This is a genomic window from Paenibacillus brevis (genome assembly GCF_018919145.1).
GTDB lineage: Bacteria > Bacillota > Bacilli > Paenibacillales > Paenibacillaceae > Fontibacillus > Fontibacillus brevis.
In genome coordinates this window covers 245,046-270,696 of record NZ_JAHLQJ010000004.1, presented here as the reverse complement: position 1 = coordinate 270,696, position 25,651 = coordinate 245,046, and the positions used below count along the sequence as shown (strand labels likewise).

General features: G+C 48.1%; 26 protein-coding genes and 1 other RNA gene. 14 read left to right on the top strand and 13 right to left on the bottom strand.

The window, feature by feature from the left end; all coding sequences use genetic code 11:
- Positions 1 to 35: 35 nt before the first annotated feature.
- The 3 genes from pepF to KQJ23_RS06475 all read right to left on the bottom strand — a co-directional run bounded on the left by pepF (position 36) and on the right by KQJ23_RS06475 (position 2,532).
- A complete protein-coding gene (pepF, locus tag KQJ23_RS06485) occupies positions 36 to 1,826 on the bottom strand; it encodes an oligoendopeptidase F (protein WP_216477920.1) in 1,791 nt (596 codons plus the stop codon).
- A 251-nt stretch (positions 1,827 to 2,077) separates the two neighbouring features.
- On the bottom strand, positions 2,078 to 2,272 hold the full coding sequence (locus KQJ23_RS06480; protein ID WP_249529542.1) for a hypothetical protein: 195 nt from the start codon (positions 2,270 to 2,272) through the stop codon (positions 2,078 to 2,080).
- A gap of 26 nt (positions 2,273 to 2,298) precedes the next feature.
- Positions 2,299 to 2,532: a hypothetical protein gene (locus KQJ23_RS06475; RefSeq protein WP_044477808.1), complete on the bottom strand. Its 234-nt coding sequence runs from the start codon at positions 2,530 to 2,532 to the stop codon at positions 2,299 to 2,301.
- Between the two features lie 226 nt (positions 2,533 to 2,758).
- Here KQJ23_RS06475 and KQJ23_RS06470 point away from each other — a divergent pair, with 226 nt between their 5' ends.
- Positions 2,759 to 2,956, top strand: coding sequence for a cold shock domain-containing protein (locus KQJ23_RS06470; protein WP_018750471.1), 198 nt, complete (start codon positions 2,759 to 2,761; stop codon positions 2,954 to 2,956).
- Between the two features lie 325 nt (positions 2,957 to 3,281).
- Here the strand turns inward: KQJ23_RS06470 and KQJ23_RS06465 are convergent, their stop codons facing one another.
- From KQJ23_RS06465 to KQJ23_RS06455, 3 genes are all read right to left on the bottom strand, one after another.
- Positions 3,282 to 3,950, bottom strand: coding sequence for an NAD(P)H-dependent oxidoreductase (locus KQJ23_RS06465; RefSeq protein WP_216477918.1), 669 nt, complete (start codon positions 3,948 to 3,950; stop codon positions 3,282 to 3,284).
- A gap of 475 nt (positions 3,951 to 4,425) precedes the next feature.
- A complete protein-coding gene (locus KQJ23_RS06460; protein WP_216477916.1) occupies positions 4,426 to 4,521 on the bottom strand; it encodes a YjcZ family sporulation protein in 96 nt (31 codons plus the stop codon).
- Positions 4,522 to 4,616: 95 nt separating this feature from the next.
- Entirely contained in the window at positions 4,617 to 5,828 is a 1,212-nt protein-coding gene (locus tag KQJ23_RS06455; RefSeq protein ID WP_216477914.1) for an MFS transporter, read from the bottom strand.
- 253 nt (positions 5,829 to 6,081) lie between these two features.
- On the opposite strand from KQJ23_RS06455, the gene KQJ23_RS06450 reads away from it, so the two are divergent.
- Together KQJ23_RS06450 and pfkA are read left to right on the top strand one after the other, a co-directional pair.
- Positions 6,082 to 7,161: a tetraprenyl-beta-curcumene synthase family protein gene (locus KQJ23_RS06450; RefSeq protein WP_216477912.1), complete on the top strand. Its 1,080-nt coding sequence runs from the start codon at positions 6,082 to 6,084 to the stop codon at positions 7,159 to 7,161.
- Positions 7,162 to 7,223: 62 nt separating this feature from the next.
- Positions 7,224 to 8,195, top strand: a complete 972-nt coding sequence (pfkA, locus tag KQJ23_RS06445) for a 6-phosphofructokinase (RefSeq protein ID WP_216477910.1) — start codon at positions 7,224 to 7,226, stop codon at positions 8,193 to 8,195.
- A 91-nt stretch (positions 8,196 to 8,286) separates the two neighbouring features.
- On the opposite strand, the gene KQJ23_RS06440 is transcribed toward pfkA, so the two are convergent.
- The 4 genes from KQJ23_RS06440 to KQJ23_RS06425 all read right to left on the bottom strand — a co-directional run bounded on the left by KQJ23_RS06440 (position 8,287) and on the right by KQJ23_RS06425 (position 12,383).
- Positions 8,287 to 9,654: an MATE family efflux transporter gene (locus KQJ23_RS06440; RefSeq protein WP_216477909.1), complete on the bottom strand. Its 1,368-nt coding sequence runs from the start codon at positions 9,652 to 9,654 to the stop codon at positions 8,287 to 8,289.
- Positions 9,655 to 9,755: 101 nt separating this feature from the next.
- Positions 9,756 to 10,955, bottom strand: a complete 1,200-nt coding sequence (locus KQJ23_RS06435; protein WP_216477907.1) for a putative glycoside hydrolase — start codon at positions 10,953 to 10,955, stop codon at positions 9,756 to 9,758.
- 229 nt (positions 10,956 to 11,184) lie between these two features.
- Positions 11,185 to 11,385 carry a hypothetical protein gene (locus tag KQJ23_RS06430; protein ID WP_216477905.1) on the bottom strand — a complete coding sequence of 67 codons (201 nt, stop codon included), beginning with the start codon at positions 11,383 to 11,385 and terminating at the stop codon, positions 11,185 to 11,187.
- Positions 11,386 to 11,561: 176 nt separating this feature from the next.
- Positions 11,562 to 12,383, bottom strand: a complete 822-nt coding sequence (locus KQJ23_RS06425; RefSeq protein ID WP_216477903.1) for a YitT family protein — start codon at positions 12,381 to 12,383, stop codon at positions 11,562 to 11,564.
- A 265-nt stretch (positions 12,384 to 12,648) separates the two neighbouring features.
- On the opposite strand from KQJ23_RS06425, the gene cshA reads away from it, so the two are divergent.
- From cshA to KQJ23_RS06400, 5 genes are all read left to right on the top strand, one after another.
- Complete coding sequence (gene cshA / locus KQJ23_RS06420; RefSeq protein WP_216477901.1) at positions 12,649 to 14,247, top strand: degradosome RNA helicase CshA; 1,599 nt, start codon at positions 12,649 to 12,651, stop codon at positions 14,245 to 14,247.
- 186 nt (positions 14,248 to 14,433) lie between these two features.
- The gene (locus KQJ23_RS06415) at positions 14,434 to 15,261 is read left to right on the top strand and encodes a YesL family protein (protein ID WP_216477899.1); all 828 of its coding nucleotides are present in this window, start codon (positions 14,434 to 14,436) and stop codon (positions 15,259 to 15,261) included.
- 75 nt (positions 15,262 to 15,336) lie between these two features.
- Positions 15,337 to 15,528, top strand: a non-coding RNA gene (gene ssrS / locus KQJ23_RS06410) — 6S RNA.
- A 167-nt stretch (positions 15,529 to 15,695) separates the two neighbouring features.
- The gene (locus KQJ23_RS06405) at positions 15,696 to 16,085 is read left to right on the top strand and encodes a DUF1499 domain-containing protein (protein ID WP_044477818.1); all 390 of its coding nucleotides are present in this window, start codon (positions 15,696 to 15,698) and stop codon (positions 16,083 to 16,085) included.
- 226 nt (positions 16,086 to 16,311) lie between these two features.
- Entirely contained in the window at positions 16,312 to 16,785 is a 474-nt protein-coding gene (locus KQJ23_RS06400) for a hypothetical protein (protein ID WP_216477897.1), read from the top strand.
- 164 nt (positions 16,786 to 16,949) lie between these two features.
- Here the strand turns inward: KQJ23_RS06400 and tpx are convergent, their stop codons facing one another.
- The gene (tpx, locus tag KQJ23_RS06395) at positions 16,950 to 17,471 is read right to left on the bottom strand and encodes a thiol peroxidase (RefSeq protein WP_216477895.1); all 522 of its coding nucleotides are present in this window, start codon (positions 17,469 to 17,471) and stop codon (positions 16,950 to 16,952) included.
- Positions 17,472 to 17,586: 115 nt separating this feature from the next.
- Here tpx and KQJ23_RS06390 point away from each other — a divergent pair, with 115 nt between their 5' ends.
- Together KQJ23_RS06390 and gltC are read left to right on the top strand one after the other, a co-directional pair.
- Positions 17,587 to 18,201 (top strand): rhomboid family intramembrane serine protease, encoded by a 615-nt coding sequence (locus tag KQJ23_RS06390; protein WP_216477893.1) that lies wholly within the window; start codon positions 17,587 to 17,589, stop codon positions 18,199 to 18,201.
- Between the two features lie 114 nt (positions 18,202 to 18,315).
- On the top strand, positions 18,316 to 19,227 hold the full coding sequence (gene gltC / locus KQJ23_RS06385) for a glutamate biosynthesis transcriptional regulator GltC (protein WP_216478102.1): 912 nt from the start codon (positions 18,316 to 18,318) through the stop codon (positions 19,225 to 19,227).
- A gap of 981 nt (positions 19,228 to 20,208) precedes the next feature.
- Here the strand turns inward: gltC and KQJ23_RS06380 are convergent.
- Together KQJ23_RS06380 and KQJ23_RS06375 are read right to left on the bottom strand one after the other, a co-directional pair.
- Complete coding sequence (locus tag KQJ23_RS06380; RefSeq protein ID WP_216477891.1) at positions 20,209 to 20,889, bottom strand: zinc metallopeptidase; 681 nt, start codon at positions 20,887 to 20,889, stop codon at positions 20,209 to 20,211.
- 49 nt (positions 20,890 to 20,938) lie between these two features.
- Positions 20,939 to 21,376 carry a MerR family transcriptional regulator gene (locus tag KQJ23_RS06375; RefSeq protein ID WP_346779358.1) on the bottom strand — a complete coding sequence of 146 codons (438 nt, stop codon included), beginning with the start codon at positions 21,374 to 21,376 and terminating at the stop codon, positions 20,939 to 20,941.
- 281 nt (positions 21,377 to 21,657) lie between these two features.
- On the opposite strand from KQJ23_RS06375, the gene KQJ23_RS06370 reads away from it, so the two are divergent.
- The 4 genes from KQJ23_RS06370 (at position 21,658) to KQJ23_RS06355 (ending at position 25,598) form a co-directional block, all read left to right on the top strand.
- On the top strand, positions 21,658 to 23,073 hold the full coding sequence (locus KQJ23_RS06370) for an ammonium transporter (protein ID WP_216477887.1): 1,416 nt from the start codon (positions 21,658 to 21,660) through the stop codon (positions 23,071 to 23,073).
- Between the two features lie 20 nt (positions 23,074 to 23,093).
- Positions 23,094 to 24,191, top strand: a complete 1,098-nt coding sequence (locus tag KQJ23_RS06365) for a DUF294 nucleotidyltransferase-like domain-containing protein (RefSeq protein ID WP_216477885.1) — start codon at positions 23,094 to 23,096, stop codon at positions 24,189 to 24,191.
- Positions 24,188 to 24,919 carry an exonuclease domain-containing protein gene (locus KQJ23_RS06360; RefSeq protein WP_216477883.1) on the top strand — a complete coding sequence of 244 codons (732 nt, stop codon included), beginning with the start codon at positions 24,188 to 24,190 and terminating at the stop codon, positions 24,917 to 24,919. The genes KQJ23_RS06365 and KQJ23_RS06360 overlap by 4 nt, the downstream gene beginning before the upstream one ends.
- A gap of 91 nt (positions 24,920 to 25,010) precedes the next feature.
- Positions 25,011 to 25,598, top strand: coding sequence for a TlpA family protein disulfide reductase (locus KQJ23_RS06355; protein ID WP_249529539.1), 588 nt, complete (start codon positions 25,011 to 25,013; stop codon positions 25,596 to 25,598).
- Positions 25,599 to 25,651: the final 53 nt, after the last annotated feature.

The window sequence follows — 25,651 nt, the reverse complement described above, 5'->3', positions numbered from 1 at the left end:
GGGATAGATTATACGGAACGAATAGCCCCGGCTGATTATTTGGTTAACTGCTCCATTTGCTCGATAATCTGCTCGAATACGCTCATCGCTTCGCGGATTGGCTGTGGAGAAGACATATCCACTCCAGCCTTGCTAAGAATATTGATGGAGTAATCGCTGCCGCCGCTCTTCAGGAAGCCGAGGTAACGGTCAACAGCCGGTTGGCCTTCCTCCAGAATTTGCTTCGAGAAGCTGGTTGCTGCCGAGAAGCCTGTAGCATATTTATAAACATAGAAGCTGGTGTAAAAGTGAGGAATCCGCGCCCATTCCATTTCAATATCCTGATCTACATGCATGCCCTCGCCATGATATTTCACGTTCAGATCATAGTAGATTTTGGACAAATCCTGCGGTGTTAGCGATTCCCCGCTCTCGGCGTGCTCATGCACAATTTTCTCGAACTCGGCAAACATGGTTTGCCGGAACACAGTTGTGCGGAATTGATCGGCATAATAGGTGAGCAGATACATTTTTTGCTTCGGATCGGTGGATTTCTTAAGGAGATAATCCATCAGCAAGGCCTCGTTTGTGGTCGAAGCAACCTCAGCCAGGAAAATCGTGTACTGCGCATCCCGGTAATCCAATGCCTCGTCAGAGAAATAGGAGTGCAGCGCATGGCCCATTTCATGGGCAAGGGTGAACATGCTGTTCAGGTTATCCTTATGGTTAAGCAGAACAAATGGGTGTGTACCGTAAGCGCCCCAACTGTAAGCGCCGGTCCTTTTGCCTTCATTTTCGTAAACATCAATCCACCGGTTATCGAAGCTGTCCTTCAGGACACCCAGGTAGTTGTCGCCAAGCGGTTTAAGACCATCCAGCACCATTTGCTTGGCCTCATCATATGTGATATCCCATTTGTATTCCTCAACGAGCGGAGCAAACAGGTCATACATATGCAGTTCGTCAACGCCAAGCAGTTTTTTGCGGAGATTCATATACCGGTGAAGCAGCGGCAGACTTTCGTGAATCGTATCGATCAGATTGGTGTAGACATCCTTAGGAATGTTATCTCCATAGAGATACATTTCCAAGACAGAAGGGTACTTGCGGACTTTGGAATAGAACATATTTTTGTTAACATTCGCATTCAGCGTTGCCGCGATCGTGTTCTTTTGCTTGGCATAGGTTTCATAGACGGCCTTGAATGCACGGCGCCGTACTTCGCGGTTCGGGTTCTCAAGGAATTGAATGTAGCTGCCGTGTGTCAGCTCAACCTCATTGCCGTTCTCATCCTTTATTTTCGGGAATTTGATGTCAGCATTGTTGATCATGCCGAAAATATGCTGTGGCGCTTGTGACAGATTGCCGACCTGGGCAAGCAGCGCCTCTTCGGTTTTGCTCAGCACATGGGCTTTTTCGCGTTTGATTTCCTGCAAGGTGAATTTATATCCGGCGAGGGTCGGGGATTCGATTAAAGCATCCAGTTCCTGCTCCGGAAGCGTCAAAATTTCCGGGGTAATAAAAGAGAGCGCTTCTCCGATTTCGACGTTTAGTTTCTTTGCCTTTTGCGATAAAGCTTGATATGTAGGGTTCGTGGTGTCCTGATCATGGCTCAGGTGAGCATAAACGTACAGGCGTTCCAGCTTCTCGGAGATCGTGTCCTCAAGTTCGAATACAGACTTGATCTTGTCCGCATCGGTCAGCTTGCCTTCATAATCAGCTGCTTTTTTCTTCAGTTCTTTGATTTCATCGTAGGCTTGATCCCATGCTTTCTGATCAGGATAAATATCCTCCAGCTTCCAGGTGTTTTCCGTTTTCGCTTCAGAACGTTTACTCAATGTACTCATGGGGCTGATCCTCCTTTGGATTAAATCATGGATTGGCGGTTGGTTGGTAGCCGGTAACCCGTGCGACGCTGCAGAGCTGGGGATTGAAGATACCAGCAGACTTAGCGCCAGCGGCAGGTGGCATAGACGCTGCAAAGGCATCAAGTTTGGAAATCTCCCTTCTCAACATGGCTGGAAACATTTCCTTATGATGCCCTGCGGCGGCTAATTTTAATTCACTTCGTGATCAAAAGATGGCTTTCAACCAGGCTCTAACCAAGGGTGAAGAAGCTGTAAATCATGAGGATAAATGCGGCCGAGATCATGACGATCGCGGCGATAGCGGATCCGCGCCTTAGCTTTGGCGGAATATTGTCCTTGGTCAGGATCAGGACGATTCCGAGCGCAAATGCGGAAATAATAAATACTAACAGGCTGGAACTCTGGTCCATTGAATTCGGCTCCATTCTTTATGGCTTTAGGGCTGCAAACCTTACACTTGCTTGAATGCTGCGATAATACTGTGCCATTCTTCTTCCTTGCCTGCATATTCTTCCTTAGGGAAACGCTGCTGTACCCAATGCATCAATGCGGGTCTGCTGAGAAAAGTATGGCTTTCCTCGCCCCACTGGTCGGAAATTTCGCGCAATACGATGTATTTTCCCTGCACCTCGACCGTCATCATGTTCCACTTGTCTTTTTTGTATATTTCGTGTTTCTTGATCATGTTCAACGACTCCGATCTGTACCATTCATATATGAAATATTTATGTAAAATGATAACCCAGCACATGAAGAAAGGCAAATCAAAGTCTTACCTAAAAGGGGCCAAATTCGGCACAAAATGACTATAGGCATTTTTTACGATAAATGTCACGTTGCAATGTTAAAAGGCATAGAGTATAATATGGTTATTCGTCAATGATGGCGATTATTTTTAGGAGGTTGTTCATTTGAAAGGTACAGTTAAATGGTTTAACGCAGAAAAAGGCTATGGCTTTATCCAGGTTGAAGGCGGCGAAGACGTATTCGTGCATTTCTCCGCAATTCAAGGCGACGGTTTCAAAACTCTAGAAGAAGGCCAAGCTGTTGAGTTCGAAATCACTGACGGCAACCGTGGTCCTCAAGCTGCTAACGTAATCAAATTATAAGATCACTTCCGGGTTACCGGATCACTTATAAAGTTTGGTTCCAGGCACATATTGAAAGACACAGCTCTTAGGGGCTGTGTTTTTTTGTGCGTAATCTTGCGTTACGGACATTTTGCCGGCTAAGCGAGCCAGGTTGATGAGACTAGAGTCGGTTGAGCCGTCCCGAGTGCACCCGCCGAGATGAGGTGCTGGCAGCGGTTCGCGAAATTTACGACCCTGCCGTTCATCGAGTTGTGAAATACCATGGGTCAGTAATAAACTAATTGCAAGCAAAAGAGCTCCGCAAACCTAAAATTTGCGGAGCTCTTTTTGTGCCCGAAAATGATTACGCCCACTGGACGATCTCTTCAATAGACTGTCTGGTCTTCAGTGGAGCTGTCTCCGCACGATAACCGAAGCCGGCCATAACTGATACTCCGAAGTGCTCAAGATCCAACAACCCGAGCTCAGAAAGCTTTTGCTCCACGCCTGCCCGGTTGAATCCTTCGATCGGACAAGAGTCGATTCCCATGGAAGCAGCAACGGTTAACATGTTCGCAAGGGCGATGTAGGTCTGTTTGCCGGCCCAATCGAACATGGCCCGATCACTTTCCAGAAGCTTGAAGCTCTCGCGCTGGAAACTCTCGAAGCTGCTTCGCTTCATGGCTGCTGTCGATTCAGGCAATTCTTGGACGCCGGTCAGCATATGGCTTATGTAGTCTGAATCGTACCGCATATCAGCCGATTTTCTTGCAAGCACAATGACGAAGTGGCTGGCTCCGTTGAAGCTGTTATGAGCTCCGCCTGCATGCGGCCGAAGCGCCTCGCGAAATTCTGGATTTTGAACAACTAACAACTTCCATGGCTCAAAGCCATAAGAGCTTGGCGACAGCCGAGCAGCTTCAAGGATGGACAAAAAGTCATTGTCAGAGATCCTCCTTGAAGAATCAAATTTTTTGCAGGCGTAGCGGAATTTTAGGGCGTCAAGAATGGGACTCGAGTTTGATTGGGTCATGAAATATCCTCCTAAAACTTACTTGTTTATTTTTGCTTGTCCAATTAACAAAGCAACGATATAGGCATAAGATATATAAATTTCAAGCGGAAGGAAGTCGCAAATGAGCTATCAACAAGGAATGCATCAGCAGAAAGTTCTATACCGTGCAGATGAAAGCTCAATCCAAAAGCTAAGGTCTATGCGAGAACATTTCCATCATATTTGCAGACATTATACGAATCAATATGTCAGAATTGAAACGATGGATGGACAAGTCTTTACAGGCAGGATTGTAAAATGCGATCGGGGGCTATTATACTTAGCTGTGCCCAATCATGGAACCCCGCGTGCTTTCTTTAATCCATTTTACAATCAAGACGAACTAATTCTCACGCTTGTTCTCTACGAATTGCTGGTTATTACTTTGTTATACACATAGCAGCAGCGTAAGAGCCTACTTTTGTAGGCTCCTTTTCATTTTAATCCAGTTATCTCAGAAGGTTCTCAAAACAATGACCAATAGAATGTAAAGCACCAAGATAACTGTAGTTGAGGTGTAAAAAGCGCCGCCAACATTACATTCGCTCATTCGTATCCCTCCTTCCGGATTCAACACTAATATATTTCCAATCCCGGAAGGAGTGAGTGTAGATGCCTATGCCAAGCCGCAATAATTATCTACATTTATTTCGACAAATCCTTGCGTTCTACCTCATGAACAGCAGGTGCCGGGGCGATTGTCGGCCGCGGCCCGCGAATCAAATATCTGCTGGCGAAGCCTATGCAGGCAAGCAGAGCAAAGCCTACGGCAATCATATAGAAGCGCTCGCGTCCGAACTGCTCAAAGGCCATCCCGCCAAACGTGCCGCTCAGCAGACCTGAGGCGCTGGACCAGGCGATGGTGAACAATGCCATGCCGGTTGCCCGGTATTCATCTGGAATCAGACGGGTCAGCATACGGATAGACGTTACATAGAAGACACCGAAGGACAGGCTGTGCAAGGTCTGTACGAGGATGATATCCAGGGCGGAATCAGCCAGACTGACGAGCAGGAAACGCGTGGCGAACATGAGACTGGCAAAGATCAGCAGAGGAAGGTCTTTAATCTTCTCGCCGTATATACTCAGAAGCAAAAAGATCGGAACTTCCGAAAGGGACGAAGCGAGCTGGGACCAGCCGATCATATCTTCACTCGCGCCAAGGTCGTTCAGGGCCACCGTCAGAAAGGCATCGTTCATTCGGACGGCAATCGCAAGTGAAAACACGCAGCCGAAGAACCAGAGCAGTTCCTTCTGCTTCAGAATTCCCCAGATTCCCGACATGTCCATTTTGGCAACAGGACTGCTCTGATCCTTCATAAACAAGGTGATCAGGAGCGCGATGCCTGCAATGCCGATTGTAACCCACATCGTACGCGATGAGCCGAGAAAGGATAATAAATATCCAATAAACAGCGCAAAAAAGGCGTAGCCAATCGATCCGAAAATCCGGATCGTGATAAAGTTTTTGTTCGCTCTTTTTGCCGCGTTGATGGCGAGTGTGTCAGACAACGGGAAGACGGGGTAGAAAAAGAAATAGAATATCGTAATCATCAGCACAATAACCGAGAAGGACGTAGAGACAGATAACACGGCACTCATTACAATTTCGCCCAATAGTAAAATAATCATAATTTTCTTAATCGTACGGAACTTATCGCTGGCAATGCTCCAGAGCAGATTTGCGACAATCGATATCATTGGGCCGAGCGCATATAACAAGCCGATCTGACTTTTAGAGAAGCCCAGCCCGGCATAAAAAAGCGGAAAGTAAGATGCCACAAGTACGCTTGTTCCGAAAATAGTAAAGCTAAAGGCTCTAAGCCTAGGAATCTCGGATTGGTTGGAATCGTTCATGTTCGGTTTCGAGCTCCATTCTTGTCTAATGATATGACTATCTAGAATCATGAAGACAAATCATCTAGAGTATAGCATACTAGTGCTTTCATTAGCTGTCTAAGTTATGACTGATATGGGGCCCGGAGCAGATTCGAAACCGGTTGAGCTTGTGACTTTGTTTATTTGTACAATTTGTGGGATCATATTATAATATAGAATGGTTTTTTAACGAATGTGATTACGATTAGAATCATGCAGCGGAGGCAGGACATTGATACAACTTGAGCAGCGGCGCAATCAGTTCCCGAGAGAACCCCTCTCCATGATGAACCGCGTATACCGGTATATACTGCCGGAGGTTCGTCATGAATTGAATAGCTGGAGGCGTTCAGCCGATCAGATTCCTGATCCCGAGCTGAGACGTCAGGCACTGGCCAGCATCAACACCAAGGAATTCCACTGTCAAGGTGGAGCGGTGTATGCAGCAGCCAATCTGGAGAGACGAGATGCGCTGATCCCGTTAATTGTTGCGTTTCAGACGATTAGTGATTATCTGGACAATCTTTGTGACCGAAGCACTTCGATGGATCAGAATGACTTCCGTCTTCTGCACCGGAGTATGCTGGATGCCGTACAGCCTGATGCCGAGCTTGTTGATTACTATGCACTACGCGAAGAACAGGATGATGGCGGGTATCTGAAACAACTGGTTATGACGTGCCGGAGTAACATTGCGAAATTACCTGGATTTGCGGCTGCACAGCCCTACATCATCGATTTAGTCAGTCTGTACAGCGATCTTCAGGTGTACAAGCATATTGACCCGAAGCTCCGTGAGGAGGCGCTCCTGAGCTGGTGGGAGCAGCATAAGCTGCGTACCCCCGAGCTGCGCTGGAATGAATTTGCGGCAGCGACAGGCTCGACGCTGGGCGTGTTCATGCTATTCCTTGCGGCTGGCAATGACAAGCTGGACGACAGCAGTGCCCAGACGATTCATCATGCCTATTTCCCGAATGTGTGCGGTTTACATATTATGCTTGACTATCTTATTGACCAGGCAGAGGATGAAATAGGCGGAGACTTGAATTTTTGCAGCTATTACGAGAATAGAGAAACTATGCTGGAACGGATTTCCTTTATAGTGGAAGGGGCCCGCCGGGATATCAAGAAGCTGCCCGCTTCTTCATTTCACCGGATGATCATAGAAGGATTGCTGGCGTTGTATTTATCGGATCCGAAGGTCAGCGAACAGCCTGAAATTCGCAGTGCGTCTAAGAGGTTGATGCGGCGAAGTCCTCTTATGCGGATCTTCTTCTTCGTCAATAGCGTCTGGATTCGAAAACACCTTTAAGAGGTAGTTCAAAAAGCTGGCTTTTTGAACTCGCACTTTATTAATCATTAGGAGGAATTATCATGTCAGCAGTGAAAAAGATTGCGGTTCTTACAAGTGGAGGAGATTCGCAGGGCATGAACGCAGCGGTTCGCGCTGTTGTTCGCAGCGGCTTGTTCTATGGGCTGGAGGTTTACGGGATTCAACGCGGTTACCAAGGTCTCCTGAACAACGATATCTTCGCCATGGACATTCGCAGCGTGGGAGATATCATTCAACGGGGCGGTACGATTCTCCAATCCGCCCGCTGTCTGGAGTTCAAGACACCGGAAGGCCAACAGAAGGGGGCAGAAATTCTGCGTGCCCGCGGGATTGACGGACTGGTCGTAATCGGCGGCGACGGCTCTTACCATGGCGCTGAGAAGCTGAGCAAGCTGGGAATCAAGACAATGGGTCTGCCTGGAACGATTGATAATGATATTTCCTTTACCGACTACACCATCGGTTTTGATACCGCGGTAAGCATCGTTGTCGATGCTGTTAATAAGCTTCGGGATACCATGTCTTCCCATGAACGGGCTTCCGTGGTTGAGGTAATGGGGCGTCATGCCGGAGATATTGCTCTCCATGCAGGATTGGCTTCGGGTGCGGAGACCATTCTTATTCCTGAAATGCCGTTTGATCTGAACGAAGTTGCAGACCGGATGAGACAGAACTTCGATAATGGCAAGAGACACAGCATCGTTATCGTTGCTGAAGGTGTTGGCAAGGGAGATGACGTGGTAGAAGCGATCAAGAAGCGTCAGCCTTCGCTGGAGCCGCGCGCAACGGTACTCGGCCACATTCAGCGCGGAGGATCGCCTACGCCGTTCGACCGTAACCTGGCAAGCCGCTTGGGCGACTTTGCAGTACGCAGCCTAATTGCAGGCGAGTCCAACAAGGCGTGCGGTATGATCGGCGGAGAGATGATTCTGACGGATATCGAGAAGGTCGTCTCAACCAAGAAAAAGTTCGATAAAGACTTGTACGAGTTAGCAGCCCGCTTGTCGCAATAATCCTAAATTCAAAAAGGCTGTGCCTCTGGCATGCATCTGCATACCGGCGGGCACAGTCTTTTTTTAGTGTCTGAAGATTGTTCTGTAGTAATCAGATTGGATTTGCCTGCATGCTCTTATCCTTTCTGCGCTGGATCAAGACAAGACGCTGCAGAAGCAGAATAGCTGCAACAGCCAGGCCGGAAATCAGACCGATCCAGTAACCATAAGGGCCAAGATCCGTCCATACGGACAGGGCATGACCTAGCGGCAAGCCGATGATCCAGTAAGCAAGCAGTGTAATCCAGAATGCGGGATTCACATCCTTATATCCGCGAAGCACGCCCTGAATCGGGGTTGCGATGGCATCGGAGATTTGGAAGAAGATGGCATAGACCAAAAAGTGCGTAGTCAGAAAGATGACTTCCGGCTTGTCCGAATACAAACCGGACACCTGCTCGCGCACAAGCATCAGAATTACGGCTGTAGCCAGAGAAAGACCGATGGCGATCCCGATGCCAAGCCGGGCATACTGTCTCGCATCCTTAAGACGCGAAGCCCCGGTCTCATAACCAACAAGGATCGTCAGTGCCATGCAGATGCTGAGCGGAATCATATACAACGTTGAAGCGAAGTTATTGGCTGCTTGATGGGCAGCGATCGTCAAGGTGTCATAGCGGCTCATGAGCAATGTGACCGCCGCAAAGACCGCAGTCTCAAAGAAGATGGCAAATCCCATCGGTACTCCGATTCGCAGGAGCTCCTTCCATTTGCTCAAGGAAATTCCGTGGAATTTGCGGAAGATTCCATACTCGGAAAAGGGCCGCATTTTATGGGCAATTCCCGCCGCAATCAGGAAGATGCACCAGTACGTGAAGGCGGTAGCAATTCCTGAGCCGATTCCTCCAAGGCGGGGAAAGCCGAGTCGGCCGAAAATCAGAATATATCCTGCTCCGACATTTAAAGGGAGAGAAATGAGCATGACAAGCATCGATATCCGGGTCTGTCCCAACGAATCAAAGAATGAACGAATGACGATGTATCCGAACAGGGGAATCGTCCCGGTTGATATAGCGGTCAAGAAATAAAGAGCAACATGGTGGACCTTCGGCTCCAGGTTCATGCTATTCAGCAGCGGTGTGACCGTGAAGCTTCCTGCAAGAATGACCAGGACGCTTACACCAAGAGCCAGCCACAGTGCTTGAAGGACGTGGTAGCCCACTTTATCCTTCCGGCCTGCTCCGATCAGCTGTGCGAGGATGGGCGTGATTCCCATCAGAATACCGCTTAACCCGGTCTGGACGGGAATCCAGATGCTGGAGCCAATGGCGGCACCGGCAAGATCCTCCGGACTTGCATGCCCGGACATCATCGTATCGAAAAAGGTCATGAGCGACAAGGTTACCTGGGTGACCAGAATCGGAATAAGGACAACGAGGAATTGGCGCAGCTTTTGACGTAAGGAATAGGTTTGTTTCATGGATTGCTATCTCCGTTTCTTCGTGCGAAAACCCGGGCAGGAGGCCCGGGTTGCATGCAAGCTGTTAGATTAACTTAAAGTATGAGTGCTGGAAACTGATCTTATTCGTATGCAACATCAGCGGTATAACGGTTATTGGCATTCCATAGCAGGTATTCATCGATATTCAAATCTTTGAGGGCGCGAATTTGTTCTTCTACTTCAAATTTGCCGTATTTCGTATAATGGCCTTTACCCAACCAACTGGCGGTGAAGTCCTGGATCCATGGCCTGATAATCGGCTTTTCTTCTCCAAGCGGATCAAGCTTCTTAATCGTGTCTTCAGACGCGCCTTTGATCGTCTGGTAAGGTGCGAGGTCCGGTTCCTTGGCTCCAAACCATCCGGTTGTGTAGTGGCTTGGATAGATCATTGGACAGATAATATCGACATGCTGGGATATCTTCACAAAATCCTGTCCGATCCCTTCGGCCGCCGGTACGGATGCAGCATAGCCGAAGATATCGACCGATACCTTCACGCCAAGCGGTTCCAGCTGTTCCCTGGCGTATTTCACGAACTCGGATACCGTGTCAATCCGGCTCAGCTCATTTTTATCATATTTCAGACTGTCGGCCCGCTTCTCGAAGCCTTCCGGGAACCGGACATAGTCGAACTGAATTTCCTTGAATCCGTGCTTGGCAGCTTCTCTGGCAACCTCGATATTATATTCCCATACATCCTTGTTGTAAGGATTAACGAAGCTGTCGCCTTTACTGTTCTCCCATACGGTTCCGTCCTTGTTCAGGAAGGATAACTCCGGGTTTTTCTTCGCAAGTATCGTATCTTTGAAGACAACAATTCTTGCGATTGGATAAATGTCGTGTTCATTAAGCTTGGTCATTAAACCATCTATATCTCCAATAAAGGGCTGCGGCTTGCCCAGCTCCTGAAGTGTGGCATTGTCTGTCTTATAGGTGATGTAGCCTGCGTCATCCTTGATGTCGATGACCATGGAATTCAGTTCGGTTGAATCGACCAAATCCAGCAGTGTGCTGAGGCGGGCTCCGCCTGCACTGTATGCAGTGACATAAATGCCTTTCACTTGGGGGGCTTCGGCTTGAACAATTACAGGATTCAATTCCGCGGGTGTCAGCGGATCGTTCAGCTTACCTTGTGCATAGTTTGCTTTGATCGTCTGCACAGATGTTTGCAGAATAGCCGGAAGTCTAGCGGCGTTTGGAGCCTCCGCCTGATCGCTCGGTGCGGCGCCTCCAGAGCCTGTCCCCAAGGCCAGAAGTAAAAGTGTCCATAGGATGTTCATCGTCTTCTCTCCCTTGTGTACGCTGACTTGATTATAGCTGATGCGTTATTTTCATAAAGAACATCTTTGTTACCATTGCTGACCTGATCTTTATCTTGTAATAATAAACCGATTGAGCTCTGAATAAACGGATTTCCCGATGGTAAATGCTCGCAGCCGATGCAGGTCATAATAAAAAGCCGTCTCTTCCGCTAAGCGGAAAAAACGGCTTCATGCAGACAAAAAAAGGTTAATGAAGCAGAGCCGAGTTCTGATGCTCGCAAATACTGAACTGAATAATCTCCATCGCATCTTCCGGTTCCAAAATGGTCAAACCATCTCGCAGGATGATCATGGAGTTGAGCTCCCGTTCGTTAAGGCATGCCAGCATATCCGGAAACCACTTCATGACGATACGTTCCAGCTTTACCGTTTCCATTTCCACAACCATCACCCTTTCCTCCAAGAATCATTCGTTACCGGAATCATTCCTAAAACAGAAAAAGCATTGAGCCTGTGAAAAAAGGCAATCGGATCGAAAATATGAAGTTGACGAAGGAACCGATTACTGTCAGTATATCACATTCGGAGCCAAAAAGAATCCTGCATCCCGGCCTAAAAGCAATACTACCTTCTGCGGAAGGAGCCCATTACGCCGACCGTCTGAACGATATTGACGAATGCGGCTGGATCCGTGGCCTTAATGATTTCCTTGAGTTCAATTAACTCATATCGGGTAGTAACTGTCATAAGCATATCCTTCTCTTTATGAGAAAAAGCGCCTTGCGTCTTCATTAGGGTTACACCTCTCGGCAGCTTCAACAGTTGTTCAAGCATGGCCTCAGTGTGCTCGGTAATGATGTAGAGAGTTATCTTCACATGATTGATGTAGACGTAGTCAAGCACCTTGCCTGTGATGTAGATCGAGATCATGGAGGCGAGAGCCAGGTTCCAGTTCCCATCCAGATAGCCCATGGCGAGAATGACTAAGCCATTCATGGCAACCATAATCTGGCCGATCGGGTAGTCCCGGAAGCGGGTGACGATGGAGCCGATAATATCAAAGCCTCCGGAGGAGCCGCCTACGCGAAAGGAAATACCGCTGCCGAAGCCGACAAGCACACCGCCAAAGGCTGCGGATAGCAAGGTGTCGGACGCAACCATCTTCTCTGGAATGACGGCCATCAGCAGGGTCACAGAGACAACGGACAGGATGCTGAGTCCAATGAACCGCTTGCCCAGCATGAACCAGCCTGCGATCAGGAGCGGCACATTATAGGCAAGATACATGGCATTAATATTGAAGGGAGTAAAGTAGCCTGTCAGCATGGCCAGACCGGAAACGCCGCCGCTGAGCAGATGATTCGGAACAAGGAACAAGTTGAATCCGGACGCGATACAAGCGGCTCCGATCATGACGATTACGCAGTTCCTGATTTCCTTTAACACAAATGTTCACCTCATTTAAATAAGAGTATCCCAACCTGCTTGCTAGTATTCTGGAATTGTTTTGTGCTATAATGTTTTAGATATTCTTGAGTAGAGATCTATTTCCTGTTTTCAAAACGGATTTACCTTCAGAAGTATTTATCGCACGCCAATCCATATGTAACTTTTAGGATGCGGTTGGACAGCCTAATTAACGTTTGAATGCTACTTAAGAATACAGTCAAGATGGTGGAAATGTCCACTATATAGAAGGAGTATGAACCTATTGAACACATTTACAGAATTCGGCCTAGAGCCTAAGGTGCTGCAAGCCATTACCGAACTCGGATTTGAAGAAGCAACCCCGATTCAAACCAAATCCATTCCGATCGCTATGACAGGCCGTGACTTGATCGGACAAGCTCAGACAGGTACAGGGAAGACCGCAGCCTTTGGACTGCCGCTGATTAACAAGATTTCCAAAGAGGAAGAACGCATCGTTGCGCTGATTATGACTCCGACCCGCGAGCTTGCTATCCAGGTTGCCGAGGAAATCGGCAAACTTGCCCGGTTTAAAGGAACCCGCTCCCTTCCGATTTACGGCGGTCAGGATATCGTCCGTCAGATCCGCGCGTTGAAGAAGAAGCCTCAGATTATTATTGGTACTCCGGGCCGCTTGCTGGACCACATTAACCGGAAGACGATCAAGCTTGATGATGTTCAGACCGTTGTTCTTGATGAAGCGGATGAAATGCTCGACATGGGCTTTATGGAGGATATTCAATCCATCCTGAAATTGGTGCCGGAAGAGCGTCAGACGATGCTATTTTCTGCTACGATGCCTTCGAATATCCAGCGCCTTGCCCAGCAGTTCCTGAAAAATCCGGAGCATGTATCAGTTATTCCTAAGCAAGTTAGCGCACCGCTGATCGATCAGGCTTACATTGAAGTTCAGGAACGCCAGAAATTTGATGCCCTGTCCCGTCTGCTTGACATGGAATCGCCGGAGCTTGCGATTGTATTTGGCCGGACGAAGCGCCGGGTGGATGAGCTGTCTGAAGCGCTGCAAAAACGCGGCTATTCCGCAGACGGTCTTCATGGCGACTTGTCGCAGAATCAGCGTGACAATGTTATGCGCAAATTCCGTGACGGCAGCATTGATGTTCTTGTAGCAACGGATGTCGCTGCGCGCGGTCTCGATGTCTCCGGCGTAACCCACGTCGTGAACTTCGACCTGCCGCAGGATCCGGAGAGCTATGTTCACCGGATCGGCCGTACAGGACGTGCCGGTAAAGAGGGCGTGGCTTGGTCGTTCGTTACGCCTCGTGAAATTGATCATCTTCATTTTATCGAACGTATTACCAGACATAAAATTGCCCGCAAGCCTTTGCCAAGCATCGCCGAAGCGATTGAAGGCAAGCAGCGCATTACGGCAGAGCGCCTGATCGAGCTTGTTGAAGGCGGAGAGCTTAACGAGTATAAAGGGATTGCGATCCAGCTTCTGGAGCAGTACGATTCGGTCAACCTGCTTGCAGCAGCCTTCAAGCTGATTACAGGTGAGAAGAATGAGAAGACCAATATTGAATTGACGCCAGAAGAGCCGATTCGTGTGAAGCGCCGGAATCCGGACATTCGCTCGAGCGGACGCAAGCCATCCGGCTACGGCAACCGTAACAGCGGTGGCGGCGGATATCGCCGTGACAACCGTGAAGGCGGCAATCGTGGCGGATACGGCAATAAAGGCGGTTACAGCAATAACAGAGAAGGTTACAACCGGGATGGAGGCCGTGATTCCTACCGTTCATCGGATCGGAAGCCGCGTACTTCGAACTATAACGGCGGGGATCGCCGTCCGGCAAAACGCGACGATCATTCCAGCGAATAAAGCATATGAAAAGGCTGTTTCCGGCATGAACTTCATGTCTGGAGACAGCCTTTGCTGTGTTAGGGGAGACCCGGTGAAATACCTTACCGGAGATGTCACATTGGGCGCTGGATTGCACTTATGTAATCATGATATAGTTAGAGTAGGATTTGGACAAATTTTTAACTTGCGGAGGGAGATTTATACTTGGAACCAAGAGGTATGATGGGCGGGTTTTATAAAGTCACAGAATGGATTATGAGAATTTCGGGCAGCAACCTGCTATGGATGCTATGCTCGCTGCCGTTCTTTTTCTTTCTTGTAATCAGATTGCAGGTACTGCAGATTTCGGAGCTGGAAGGAGAAACTGCAACCTTATATGCCATGGGAATTCTTGCGCCTTTCACTATTTTTCCCGCGACGGCTGCTCTGTTCACTGTCGTTCGTAAATGGGTAATGGGAGAGACGGATCTCGGTATTATCAAGCTGTTCTTCAGAGGCTACAAGGAGAATTACAAACAGAGTATGCTTGGAGGTATTTTCTATACTGCTCTGATTGTTATTATGTACTTTGCGTATTTCTTCTACATGAATGAGATGCAGAATCTCCAGGTCATAGGTATCATCATGCTGGTGCTTCTGGTTATCCTTTTACTGTCGCTGTTCAATTTCTTCTCTATCATGACACATCTATATATGTCTACGAAGGAAATTATCAAGAATGCGGTATTGCTTAGCATTATCAAGCCGTTTCGTCTATTGTCGACGGCTCTCTGCGTAGTCTTTCTGGGACTGATAACCTTTAGATTCACTTGGTTGATCATGTTCGGATTTGCCTCGCTGAGCGCACTTGTGGCTTTCTTCAATTTCTATAACGGGTATGCCAAGATTCAAGAAAAGGCTGAGAAGATGAGAGCCGCGGAAGAAGAAGGACAAGAAGGCGCGGATCCAGAGAATAAGGACGCAGAAGCAGTGATTGAACATGGAGAGATCAAGGAATTAACCGAAGGTGGCGAGCACAAGGATCGGAATTAATCATTGTTTTGAAAATGGTTACATTTTCCTTGTTCGCTAAGTTTACTTTTAGGAATGAAGGTTCTATAATGGATTTACGTCCTGCGATGTGCGTTTCGGTTCCAAGTTGTTTTGAACCAATGACGGTTGTCTCGGGAGACCAATATTGCTGCATGGCTGAAATGCCCTATCCATGTTGATGAGGGGACTTCAAAAGTGAAGTTGCGGTCACCCACCTGCGGGTGCAGGTTCGAGACAGTGAAACCGGACGGCATAGGCGGGTCTCAATCTTTATTGAAGAAAGCGCTGTAGTTGTCGTGAACAACGGCATCTGTTGCGCTTTTTTTGTTTTTTCGCCTCATGACTTGGCTTTTGTTTGCGTCCCAACAATGTTACACTATAAACAGGATGTACGTGCAGTTTTGAGGCGCTATACATAAAGGAGGAAGAACAGGTTGTCATTTAAGAGAACATTAGCAGGGATTTTCCGTAGCCAGGATGGAACGAGTGACCGGGCTAAATCACCTGAATTGAAGACCAGATATTATCAGATGTCCAAAGACAAGTTGTTTGATGAAGTGTCTGCGACCCTGAAGAAGATTCCGGGATACAAGGTGCTGCATGAGGTGCCGTCAGTCGGGGAGATTACACTGGAGAAGCGGACAAAATTCGGCCGGATCATGGATATCACCATTTCTATCGTTGCGACCGGTCCTATGCGCTGCGGTGTTGACATCTACTCGGCAACCCGCGGTTCTTTCGGGGATTTGGGGGCTAATTACCGCAATATCCTGCATTTGTTTGCTATGCTGGATAAGAAGCTGTCTTCCTACAAGGTTTCTTAATCGGAAAATCGAATATGCCCGATAGGGGATGCCCCCATGGATGTGATCCTGTTTTCAGCGATTCATACGACATGGAAGGCATCCTATTTTTTTTATCCTGTTTGCTATTTAGTGTTAAATATCATATTCGCTGAATTTCCAATAAAGGAAAATCGAGATAGTGATCTGCTTATTCAGATTATTTTGTAATGCTGAGGCAATGAACTTTAATTAGAGGAGTGAAAATATGAAATTCAGAGTGATTTCAATACCCCCGTTCAAGGCCGCATCGTCAGGAGTGGATCCGCATAATGATTTCTCGGAAAATGGGGTGCTCGGTAAGTTTGATGCCTATTTCTCCAAGCTCAGACCAAGACCGAGTGACAATTTCACTCCAAGAGACTTCTTGTATTTTGATGCGGAGCAGGGGGGATTGGTCTGGATTTACGCTCTGACGGACTATATGGATGCCGAAGAATATGAAGTTCTAGATTTTGATGGCGGATTTTATGTGACCTATCATTATAAAGATGGAGATTATGAAGAGAATGAGCGGCTGTATAAAGAAGCAATGACCTGGATCGAGGAATCGGATACCTTTGCCCTCGATATAAGAACGAACCACTACGCCATGGGCCATATTATCACGCCTCCGGAAATTATAAGAGCTACAGGATCCGCACAGATGGAAAGCTTCATCCCCATAAAGCTGAAGAAATAATAGTCTGATATATACCCAAAAAAAGCGAGAAGGAGACGGCTCCTTGCTCGCTTTTTCATGTACAGATTTCTTACGAGAGCAATTCTTTAACAGCAGCGATAGGCTGCTCATAATCTGGATGCTCGCCCATTTCATTCAGGACTTGCACATAGCGGATCGATTTCTTACGAGAGCAATTCTTTAACAGCAGCGATAGGCTGCTCATAATCTGGATGCTCGCCCATTTCATTCAGGACTTGCACATAGCGGATCGTATTGTCGCGGTCCAAGACAAAGACGGCACGATGATCCAGTGCAAATTCCTTGATCAAAACGCCGTACGCTTTGCCGAAGGAATTATCTTTGTAGTCGGATAAAGTAATGACCCGGTCCACGCCGGCCGCTCCGCACCAGCGGGCTTGCGCAAAGGGAAGGTCTGCGCTGACAGTGAGAATGACCACATCATCGCCGAGTGCTGCAGCTTCCTGATTGAAGCGGCGAGTCTGAGCATCACATACGCCGGTATCCAGTGAAGGAACGACGCTGATCAGCTTGATTTTGCCGACAAAATCCTGGAGGGTCACTTCCTCAAGGAGATTCTTATTCAGTCTGAAGTCTGGCGCCTGATCGCCAACCTTTAATTCAGGACCAACAAGGGTAATCGGATTACCTTTAAATGTTGCCACGCTACCGCGTTCTTGAGTCATTTGATTCTCCTCCTAAACATGAGATAATGGATTCAGCCTTCATTATAATCGTTTTAAATTGGGGTTGTCCAATTTGAAGGAAATTGAGGAGTTTACACAGTAAAGGAAGGATTGTATGATTTTTATTCGCTACGAGAACTGGAAGAGCTATTTACGCTATTACCCGGTAACCTGCCTGATCCTTGCGGCCAATATCGTGATGTTCTTCATCACCGTATTCAGCGGCGGATCTACGGACTCCTATGTACAGCTGAGATTCGGGGCTTTAACCAATGTAGAGCCCTTCGCCAGCGAATACTGGAGACTATTCTCTTCCATGTTTCTGCATCTGGGCTTCACTCATCTGTTCTCCAACAGCTTTGCGATTCTGGTGTTTGCTCCGCCGCTGGAGCGGCTTCTCGGGCACTGGAAATATGCGTTGTTGTATTTAGGCAGCGGCGTTATTGCTAATGTGATTAGCCTTGAAGTCTATCGGCAAACTCTGGAACCCCATCTGTCTGTAGGCGCATCTGGCGCAATCTACGGGGTTTACGGCGCCTTTTTGTATATAGCCCTGTTCCAACGGAATATGATGGATGAGAGCTCCAGGAAGACCCTTTACAGTATTTTAATGATCGGTATTGTCTTCAGTATCATGGTAGCACAAATTAACTGGATGGCGCATTTTGGCGGTCTGGTTGCGGGCTTCTTCCTGTACGGACTTATTATAAGACTGTTAAAACGGCGTTGAATGACCGGCTAAGCCATGGTAAATTAGAATTAATATGATTTGTAAGCCCTTACTCTGCCATTTCATGAGCTAATTCTGATGTTACGAACAGATGCGAATGGAGCGATCGGACTCGTGGAATTAAGACAATTGCAGTATTTTCTGAAGGTTGCCAGGAAGGAACATGTTACTCAAGCGGCGGAAGAGCTTCATGTGGCACAATCTGCTGTGAGCCGCCAGATTCATCAGTTGGAGCAGGAGCTTGGTGTGGATTTGTTCATGCAGAAAGGACGTAATTTATACCTGACTGCTGTAGGACAGTTATTTTGCAGCAGGGTTGAAGCCATTCTGAAGGATTTGGAGCGAGCGGTTAACGAGGTGCATGAATTTCTGGATCCGGAGCAGGGAGAGATCAGGCTTGGCTTTCCCAATAGCTTGGGCATTCACATGATTCCAAGTGTCGTAGCTGAGTTCAGGAAGCTGTATCCTAATGTGAAGTTTCGATTCAGGCAAGGAACTTATCCGACCTTGATTCGGGATGTGGTGTCCGGAGAGGTGGACTTGGCGTTCATATCGCCGTTTCCGGAAAATCATGACCAGGTGGTCGGCAATGTGGTGCTGACAGAGGAGCTGGTAGCCATTCTGCCGAATAATCATTCTTTAGCAGGGGAGCAGAGTATTAAGCTGAATCAATTAAAGGATGAGAAATTTATTCTGTTCAGTAAAGGCTACTCGCTTAGGCCGATCGTATGGCAGGCTTGTCAGGAGGCGGGCTTCACGCCCAAGATAGCCTTTGAAGGAGAGGAGACGGATACGATTCGCGGCTTGGTAGCCGCCGGTATGGGAGTCAGCTTGCTGCCGGAGATGGCGCTTTTTCAGAGCTTCTCTCTGCAGCCGAGCCGTGTAAGAATATCAGAACCGAAGGTGACACGAACCATCGGACTTATCCATCGGGCAGATGAAAAGCTTCCGCTCGTCGCGCAATCATTCAGAGCCTTTTTGCTCGAATATTTTGGACTTCAGATCGATACTCCGCCGAGTCAATGACCGGCGGCTTTTTTTATTGCTGTAAGTGCGCAGCAAAATAAATGCAGGCTTGAATAATGCTGCGTGCCGGGGGCAACGTGTGAAGTGTGCTTACGATCACTGTTGTTCGCGGATTTCTTTGATTGGACTAAGAAAGGGAGAAATCCGCTCACAAAGGCGAACGCTGTCGCTTCTTCAGCACACTTCACACTTATGCCCTTTCTACGCAGTCTTTTTAAAGCCCGGCTTTATCATGCCGAATGCACTTATGACAGCAAAAGCCGCTCGAATTGCTCGGCATGTATCTAGCTACAGGACTTGTTTATCCGGTATAAGGGTTCCGGATGAAGTATGCTTTACGCGCACCAATACGGTCATACCTACCTAATGGGGATCACACGTATGTAGCAAAAAAGGTTACTTTAAATTCATGAAAACTGGTAGAGTGGCGGATAAAATGAAATTTTTGCGCTTAAGGTTAACTAATTCGTAGGTTTTCATGTAGAGTGAGTGAAATTGGGAGTAAAACGGGATTGCCGATGAAGTAAAGACTCGAATGCCAGTCAGACAAGCGAAGTTAGGCGCAAGGTCGGGAGTATCGTGCGATCGGGCGCAAGTAGGCGCACGATATGCCATTGGTGCGTGTATAAAGCAAATCGCGCAAGCTGCGATACATGGGCGTATCGCAGCTTGCGCGATTTTTCCTGCTTGCATGCCGCAGGCGGCAAGCTTATTGCAATGTAGTATGCAGCAATGTAATGTGCAAGCTGTATACAGGTTGAACTACAAAAGCGCCGAAGTTAGGGCGAGAGTGTGAAATGAATCTGAAGAAGCGGAGCGTTCGCCTTTGTGAGTGGATTTCCCCCTTGTGAGAACTTAGTCCAATTAAAGAAATCCGTGAATAACAGCGATCGTAAGATCATTTCACACGGCTGCCCTCGCTACGTGCTAACTGCGGTTCAGCCTGAGAATTGCTTGTGCACGACATCCTGCTTGCATACCTTAATCCCGATTGTTCGTAAAGATGAGGACGTAGCGGAGCAGTTCCAGCAAGGACACCAATGCGGCCGCGACATAAGTCAATGCAGCTGAGTTCAGCACCTTGGCAACGCCGCGTTCTTCCGTCTGGCTAATGAAGCCCTGCTGGAGCATGATTTTACGGGCGCGGCTGCTTGCGTTAAATTCTACCGGCAGCGTAACCAGCTGGAACAATACGGCAGCCGAGAAGAAGATGATTCCGAGCCCGATCAAGTTGAATGCGCCGAACAGGAAGCCGGCGAGCAAGAGAAATGGAGCTACGCCTGAGGCGAAGTTGACAATCGGGAACATGCGGTGTCTGAGAACAAGCATTGGATAAGATTCTTTATGCTGAATAGCATGACCAACTTCGTGACAAGCCACGGATACAGCCGAGATCGAGTTCTCGTAGTAGACCGGTTCCGACAGACGTACGACCCGCTTGATCGGATCGTAATGGTCGGTCAGCGTGCCTCGTACAGGCTCAATCGGTACATCGTACAAGCCATTGGAGTCAAGCATGCGTCTGGCCGCTTGTTGTCCGGTGAGGCCGTACATATTAGGAACCTTAGCCCATTTTTTAAACGTGCCGGACACCCGGAATTGAGCCCAGAGCGAAAGTCCGAATGCTAGCAGTATTGGAATGATCATAACATCTGAGTACATTTTGCATTCCTCCGTCAAGTGATTATTAATTTTATGTCTGCAATATTTCTCAGCTAAAAGGACCTTGATTTAGAATAATACGCAAAGCCTCTATACAAGCCAGACTCTGCGGCATTAACTCGGCAAAAACCCGTTTAGCTTGATTAGGCGACATTTTGGAAATGATTGGTTGGAGCTCCTTCACCTCACGTTCCAGCTGCTGCATATGGATTTCCAGCGTACTAAGCTTTTCGGTTACTTCCTCGCCGGTTAACTTCTCCCACTGCTTTAGCTTTTCCCGGATTTCTTCAAGCGAGTACTTTTCCCGCTTCATTTCATTAATACGTGTCAGGCGAAGCAAGGTTTCAGAACTGTAAAGCCGGTAATTGGTCTGTGTCCTTGTCTCCGGACGGATCAGCCCAAGCTTGGTGTAGTAGTCTATGGTGCGCTCGCTCACCTCTGCCGCCTTCGCAAGTTCACCGATTCGATAGAGTTTTGCTACTCCAATCAGACCACTCCTTTCCCGTACATATGGATTGCTTACTATTGGATAATGATACAAAACTATAACCGTACAGTCAAACGTCATGCTTTCTAAAAATAAGCGACTTTAGAAATAAAATTAAAATATCTAACATACTGTGTTATGTTATTTATACTGCATGCTATATAATTTGCACTTTCTAGCTTTTTTCTGAAAAATCTATTGTGTTTTTAATGCTTTCAGCCATATAATCACCTTAACATTTTAAAATATGTTAGGAAACTTAACATTGAGGAGAGGGTCTTATGAAAAAGAAGTGGTTGTATGGTCTGTTACTGGCAATCGGAGCATTTGCTTTTCCGGTATCTGCATTTGCTGCAGAGGGAGAGGTCACCACTGCGGTGCTGGAGCTTGGATTAAATTCCTTATTTGTTTTTGTAGCAGCGATGTTGGTGTTCTTTATGCAAGCGGGCTTTGCTCTTCTGGAAGCCGGGACAGTGAGAATGAAGAACGCCGGACACGTCGCAGGCAAGACTGTGTTGACCCTCGGAATCACTGTCATTGTATGGTGGGCAATAGGGTTTGCATTTGCCTTTGGAGACGGCAACAGCTTTCTTGGAACAACAGGCTTCCTTTTTGGCGGTGAGAATGCCATTGGATCTTTCAGTGTATTTTCTGAAATCGGAGTTCCTTTGAATCTGATGTTTCTGTTTCAAATGGCCTTTGCTGCGGTATCGCTGGCAATCGCTTGCGGAGGGATGGCGGAACGGGCCAAACTTAGCGTATACATCGTATTCGGTGTACTGTTCGTAGGATTGATTTATCCGATCGTAGCACACTGGGTATGGGGTGGCGGCTGGCTTGGAGCGTTGGGGATGCAGGACTATGCCGGTTCTACTGTAGTTCATTTAACCGGTGCAACAGCCGCCTTGGTCGCAACAATCCTGTTGAAGCCGCGTCTTGGCAAGTACAATAAGGATGGCAAGCCGAACAGCATTCCCGGGCATAATCAGGTGTTGACGGTGCTTGGCGTCATTATTCTCTGGATTGGATGGTTTGGCTTTAATCCAGGCAGTGCATTGACACCACTTGGCGATGGATTCTTTGGTTATGTCCTGGTAACAACGAACCTCGCGGCTGCCGCAGGGGCAGTTGCCGCACTTCTGATCTCTTGGGCGGTTATGGGGAAATCGGATATTCCAAGCATGTTGAACGGTGTTCTGGCGGCGCTTGTAGCGATTACAGGTTCTTGTGCATTCGTTGATGCATGGGCTTCTATCGTCATTGGTGCGGTGGCTGGTGTCCTGACCTTCTTTACGGCAAGATGGTTTGAGCGTGCTGGAATCGATGATCCAATCTACGCATTCTCCGTCCACGGGATTGCCGGTGTATGGGGGGCGATCTCGACTGGCTTATTCGCTACTCCTGAGCTTGCAGAGACGACGGGAGTAGGTACAGCAGGCCTGTTCTATGGCGGCGGCTTGGGACAGCTTGGCGTGCAATTGCTGGGGGTTATCGGTACATTTGCCTTCGTACTGGCCGTGTCTTTCATTATTCTTGGCGGTATGAAGGTGCTGATGGGCCTGAGAGTGACAGAAGAAGAGGAAATGATGGGGCTGGATATCAGCGAGCATGGAACTTACGGCTATCCGGAGCAAATGAGTCTGCTTCATCAAGAGACTTCTTCTTCGGTAAAACCATCCGCCAACCACGTATCTTAACATAGAAAGGGAGCCGGCTTATGAGCTATGATACGGCCGCGAGCCATTCCAGCCTTCAAATGATCATGTCGGCTGCATCTCCAGAGACGTTGCGATCGGTTCGGATGCAAATGCAGGATGATCTCATGGATCAGTTTGCATCACTCCATATAGAGAAATGGAATCAAAGGGTCGGCGAAATGCATGATGCTGTCCTGAAGCAAGCCGTCGCATTGTGCGAGCAGCAGTTGGTTGAGGAGGGCTTCGGCTCTCCTCCTGCTGACTATGCTTTTGTTGTATTTGGCAGCGCCGGCAGAAGAGAACAGACATTGGGAAGTGATCAGGATAACGGATTCGTATTAGCTGATCACGATATAGAAGATGAGGAAGTGCATCGCTACTTTGCGCTATTCGGCCAGCGATTGTCGGCAATTCTTGAAATAGCGGGCTATCCCCCTTGTCCTGGAAATGTCATGGTTACGAACCCGCTGTGGAGAAAAACATCTCTTGAATGGTCCCGGCAGCTTGCTTCTTGGAGAAATGAACCGGGCTGGGAGCAGGTTCGCTATCTGATGATTGCGGCAGACCTTCGGCATATTTCCGGGAATCCCGATTTGACAGCTGAGGTCAGAAACGCAATGTATACGCTGTTTGAGCAGGAATCCAAGTTGCAGGAACCGTTCACTGCAGCCGTGCTTCGGAATACCCTCCGCCACAAAGCAGCATTAAATGTGCTAGGGCAGGTAATCACGGAGCAGGTCGGCGAGCATGCGGGCGAATTCGATGTGAAGTATGGGTTATATCTTCCTATTGTAAACGCGGTTCGCTATTTAGCCGTGGAATATGGCATCCAAGCATCCTCCACCATGGAACGCTTGTCCCAACTGAATCAATTGGATGCGGTTCCCTTTAGATGGGTGGAATCCTGTCAGACTGCCTTCCATGCGGCGCTTCGGTTTCGATCGATAACAGCTGTCAAGGCTGGAGAGGGAGAGCAGACCGGTTCAGGATACTTGCCGCAGAGCTTGCTTAAGCAAAAGGAAATACGCCAGGAGCTAAGAGAGGCGCTCAGCACGGTAAAGCTGATGTACAGGACGTTACAAAGGCAGCAAAGGTATAGAGAGAGGAAATGGCTATGAAGGAGCCTATGAAGGGAAACGGAGGATTTTGGGAGGCGTTAAGGGGAGGAGGGACGCCGCGCCTTGGGTCTATGCTTGGGGCGCCCAGCGCCCAGCAAATTGCCTTCGTAAGATCGCTGACGAAGGGACAACGGAGACCCGAGACATTGCATATCCCGCTTCATCAACTGAAAACCGCTGTGTTCGATCTGGAAACAACGGGCTTTCATTATCATTATGGGGATGAAATTATCTCTTTTGGAGCTGTTAAGGTTGATGGTAATCAACAGAGCGGCGAGGAGTTCTATTCGCTCTGCAAGCCGGCATGCTCTATCCCGGAGCGCATCGTAGAGTTAACGGGTATTACTCAGGAGATGATGCTGGATGCGCCGAGCTTGTTGCAGACGCTTCGGGATTTCATGTCATTTGTTGATGATAGGGTGCTCATTGCCCATGGCAGTGCTCATGACAAAGCATTTCTTGATGTTGCTCTCTGGAAGACAACGAAGGCGCATCTGGGCCACCGAGTGCTGGATACAATGATGATTGCCCAGAAGCTGGAGCCGGAGCGCAAGCTGTCTTCGCTGGATGACTGGCTTCGCGTGTATGGGGTGCCTTTGCTCCGCAGGCATCATGCCCTTGAGGATTCCAGAATGACTTCAGGCTTATGGATCTCGATGATTGAAAAATTGAGGGAGCGAGGGATAGTTACACTGGGCGATCTCTATGCATTTCTCAGTAAAACGTAATAGTTAAATTGTAAAAATTTTAAGAAACAGGGTACAATAGAATCAGAAGCTGAATTTTGCTTATGCTTAATAAAGGATAAGGAAGCTGATGATGAAAAGAAATACTTGGATATGGGTGATTGCATTCATCCTGCTGGCGGGCGTCGTATATGATCATGCCCAGGCTGGAAGAATTCCAGTCGCTGCTTGGGTGGACAAAATCACGGGGAAAGCAGCCGAGGAAGAACCTTCCTTAACAACGATGGCCGCGCAGTATGCGCTAAAGCCGGGTACGCCGGCACCTTCTTTCAGCTTGCCCGGTCTGGATGGAAGCCGCTATGAGGTGGGGGGAGCGAGAGATAAGGTGCTGCTGCTTAACTTTTGGGCTTCCTGGTGCGATCCGTGTAAGGAAGAGGCGCCTGATTTGGTGAGCCTAGCATCCCGCTACCAAGACAGCCTGGACTTATATGCAGTGAATGTAACATTGTACGATAAGCTTGAGCAAGTGGAGCAATTTGTGAAGGAGTACGGCTATACCTTTCCTGTGCTGCTTGATGAGGATGAGGAAATCTATAGAAAGTTCGGCGGGGTGGCATTTCCGACCAATGTGCTAATCGACAAGGACGGAATTATCCGGGATGTGATTGTAGGTACGTTAGCTCCGGACGAGCTGGAAGCGAAAATTAAGAAATGGATGTAATAAAAAAGGGTGTGCAGCGTGAATGAACTTATGCTGCACACCCTTATTGTTTG

Bases quoted from the DNA above. Each gene is read 5' to 3' on its own strand.
- KQJ23_RS06355 (WP_249529539.1), top strand. From the start codon at position 25,011: ATGAAAAGAAATACTTGGATATGGGTGATTGCATTCATCCTGCTGGCG.
- KQJ23_RS06390 (WP_216477893.1), top strand. From the start codon at position 17,587: ATGATTTTTATTCGCTACGAGAACTGGAAGAGCTATTTACGCTATTAC.
- KQJ23_RS06460 (WP_216477916.1), bottom strand. From the start codon at position 4,521: ATGAGCGAATGTAATGTTGGCGGCGCTTTTTACACCTCAACTACAGTT.
- KQJ23_RS06435 (WP_216477907.1), bottom strand. From the start codon at position 10,955: ATGAACATCCTATGGACACTTTTACTTCTGGCCTTGGGGACAGGCTCT.
- KQJ23_RS06380 (WP_216477891.1), bottom strand. From the start codon at position 20,889: ATGTACTCAGATGTTATGATCATTCCAATACTGCTAGCATTCGGACTT.
- KQJ23_RS06475 (WP_044477808.1), bottom strand. From the start codon at position 2,532: ATGATCAAGAAACACGAAATATACAAAAAAGACAAGTGGAACATGATG.
- KQJ23_RS06455 (WP_216477914.1), bottom strand. From the start codon at position 5,828: ATGAACGATTCCAACCAATCCGAGATTCCTAGGCTTAGAGCCTTTAGC.
- KQJ23_RS06400 (WP_216477897.1), top strand. From the start codon at position 16,312: ATGAAATTCAGAGTGATTTCAATACCCCCGTTCAAGGCCGCATCGTCA.
- KQJ23_RS06440 (WP_216477909.1), bottom strand. From the start codon at position 9,654: ATGAAACAAACCTATTCCTTACGTCAAAAGCTGCGCCAATTCCTCGTT.
- KQJ23_RS06360 (WP_216477883.1), top strand. From the start codon at position 24,188: ATGAAGGAGCCTATGAAGGGAAACGGAGGATTTTGGGAGGCGTTAAGG.
- pepF (WP_216477920.1), bottom strand. From the start codon at position 1,826: ATGAGTACATTGAGTAAACGTTCTGAAGCGAAAACGGAAAACACCTGG.
- tpx (WP_216477895.1), bottom strand. From the start codon at position 17,471: ATGACTCAAGAACGCGGTAGCGTGGCAACATTTAAAGGTAATCCGATT.
- KQJ23_RS06480 (WP_249529542.1), bottom strand. From the start codon at position 2,272: ATGGAGCCGAATTCAATGGACCAGAGTTCCAGCCTGTTAGTATTTATT.
- KQJ23_RS06465 (WP_216477918.1), bottom strand. From the start codon at position 3,950: ATGACCCAATCAAACTCGAGTCCCATTCTTGACGCCCTAAAATTCCGC.
- KQJ23_RS06430 (WP_216477905.1), bottom strand. From the start codon at position 11,385: ATGGTTGTGGAAATGGAAACGGTAAAGCTGGAACGTATCGTCATGAAG.
- KQJ23_RS06370 (WP_216477887.1), top strand. From the start codon at position 21,658: ATGAAAAAGAAGTGGTTGTATGGTCTGTTACTGGCAATCGGAGCATTT.
- pfkA (WP_216477910.1), top strand. From the start codon at position 7,224: ATGTCAGCAGTGAAAAAGATTGCGGTTCTTACAAGTGGAGGAGATTCG.
- KQJ23_RS06365 (WP_216477885.1), top strand. From the start codon at position 23,094: ATGAGCTATGATACGGCCGCGAGCCATTCCAGCCTTCAAATGATCATG.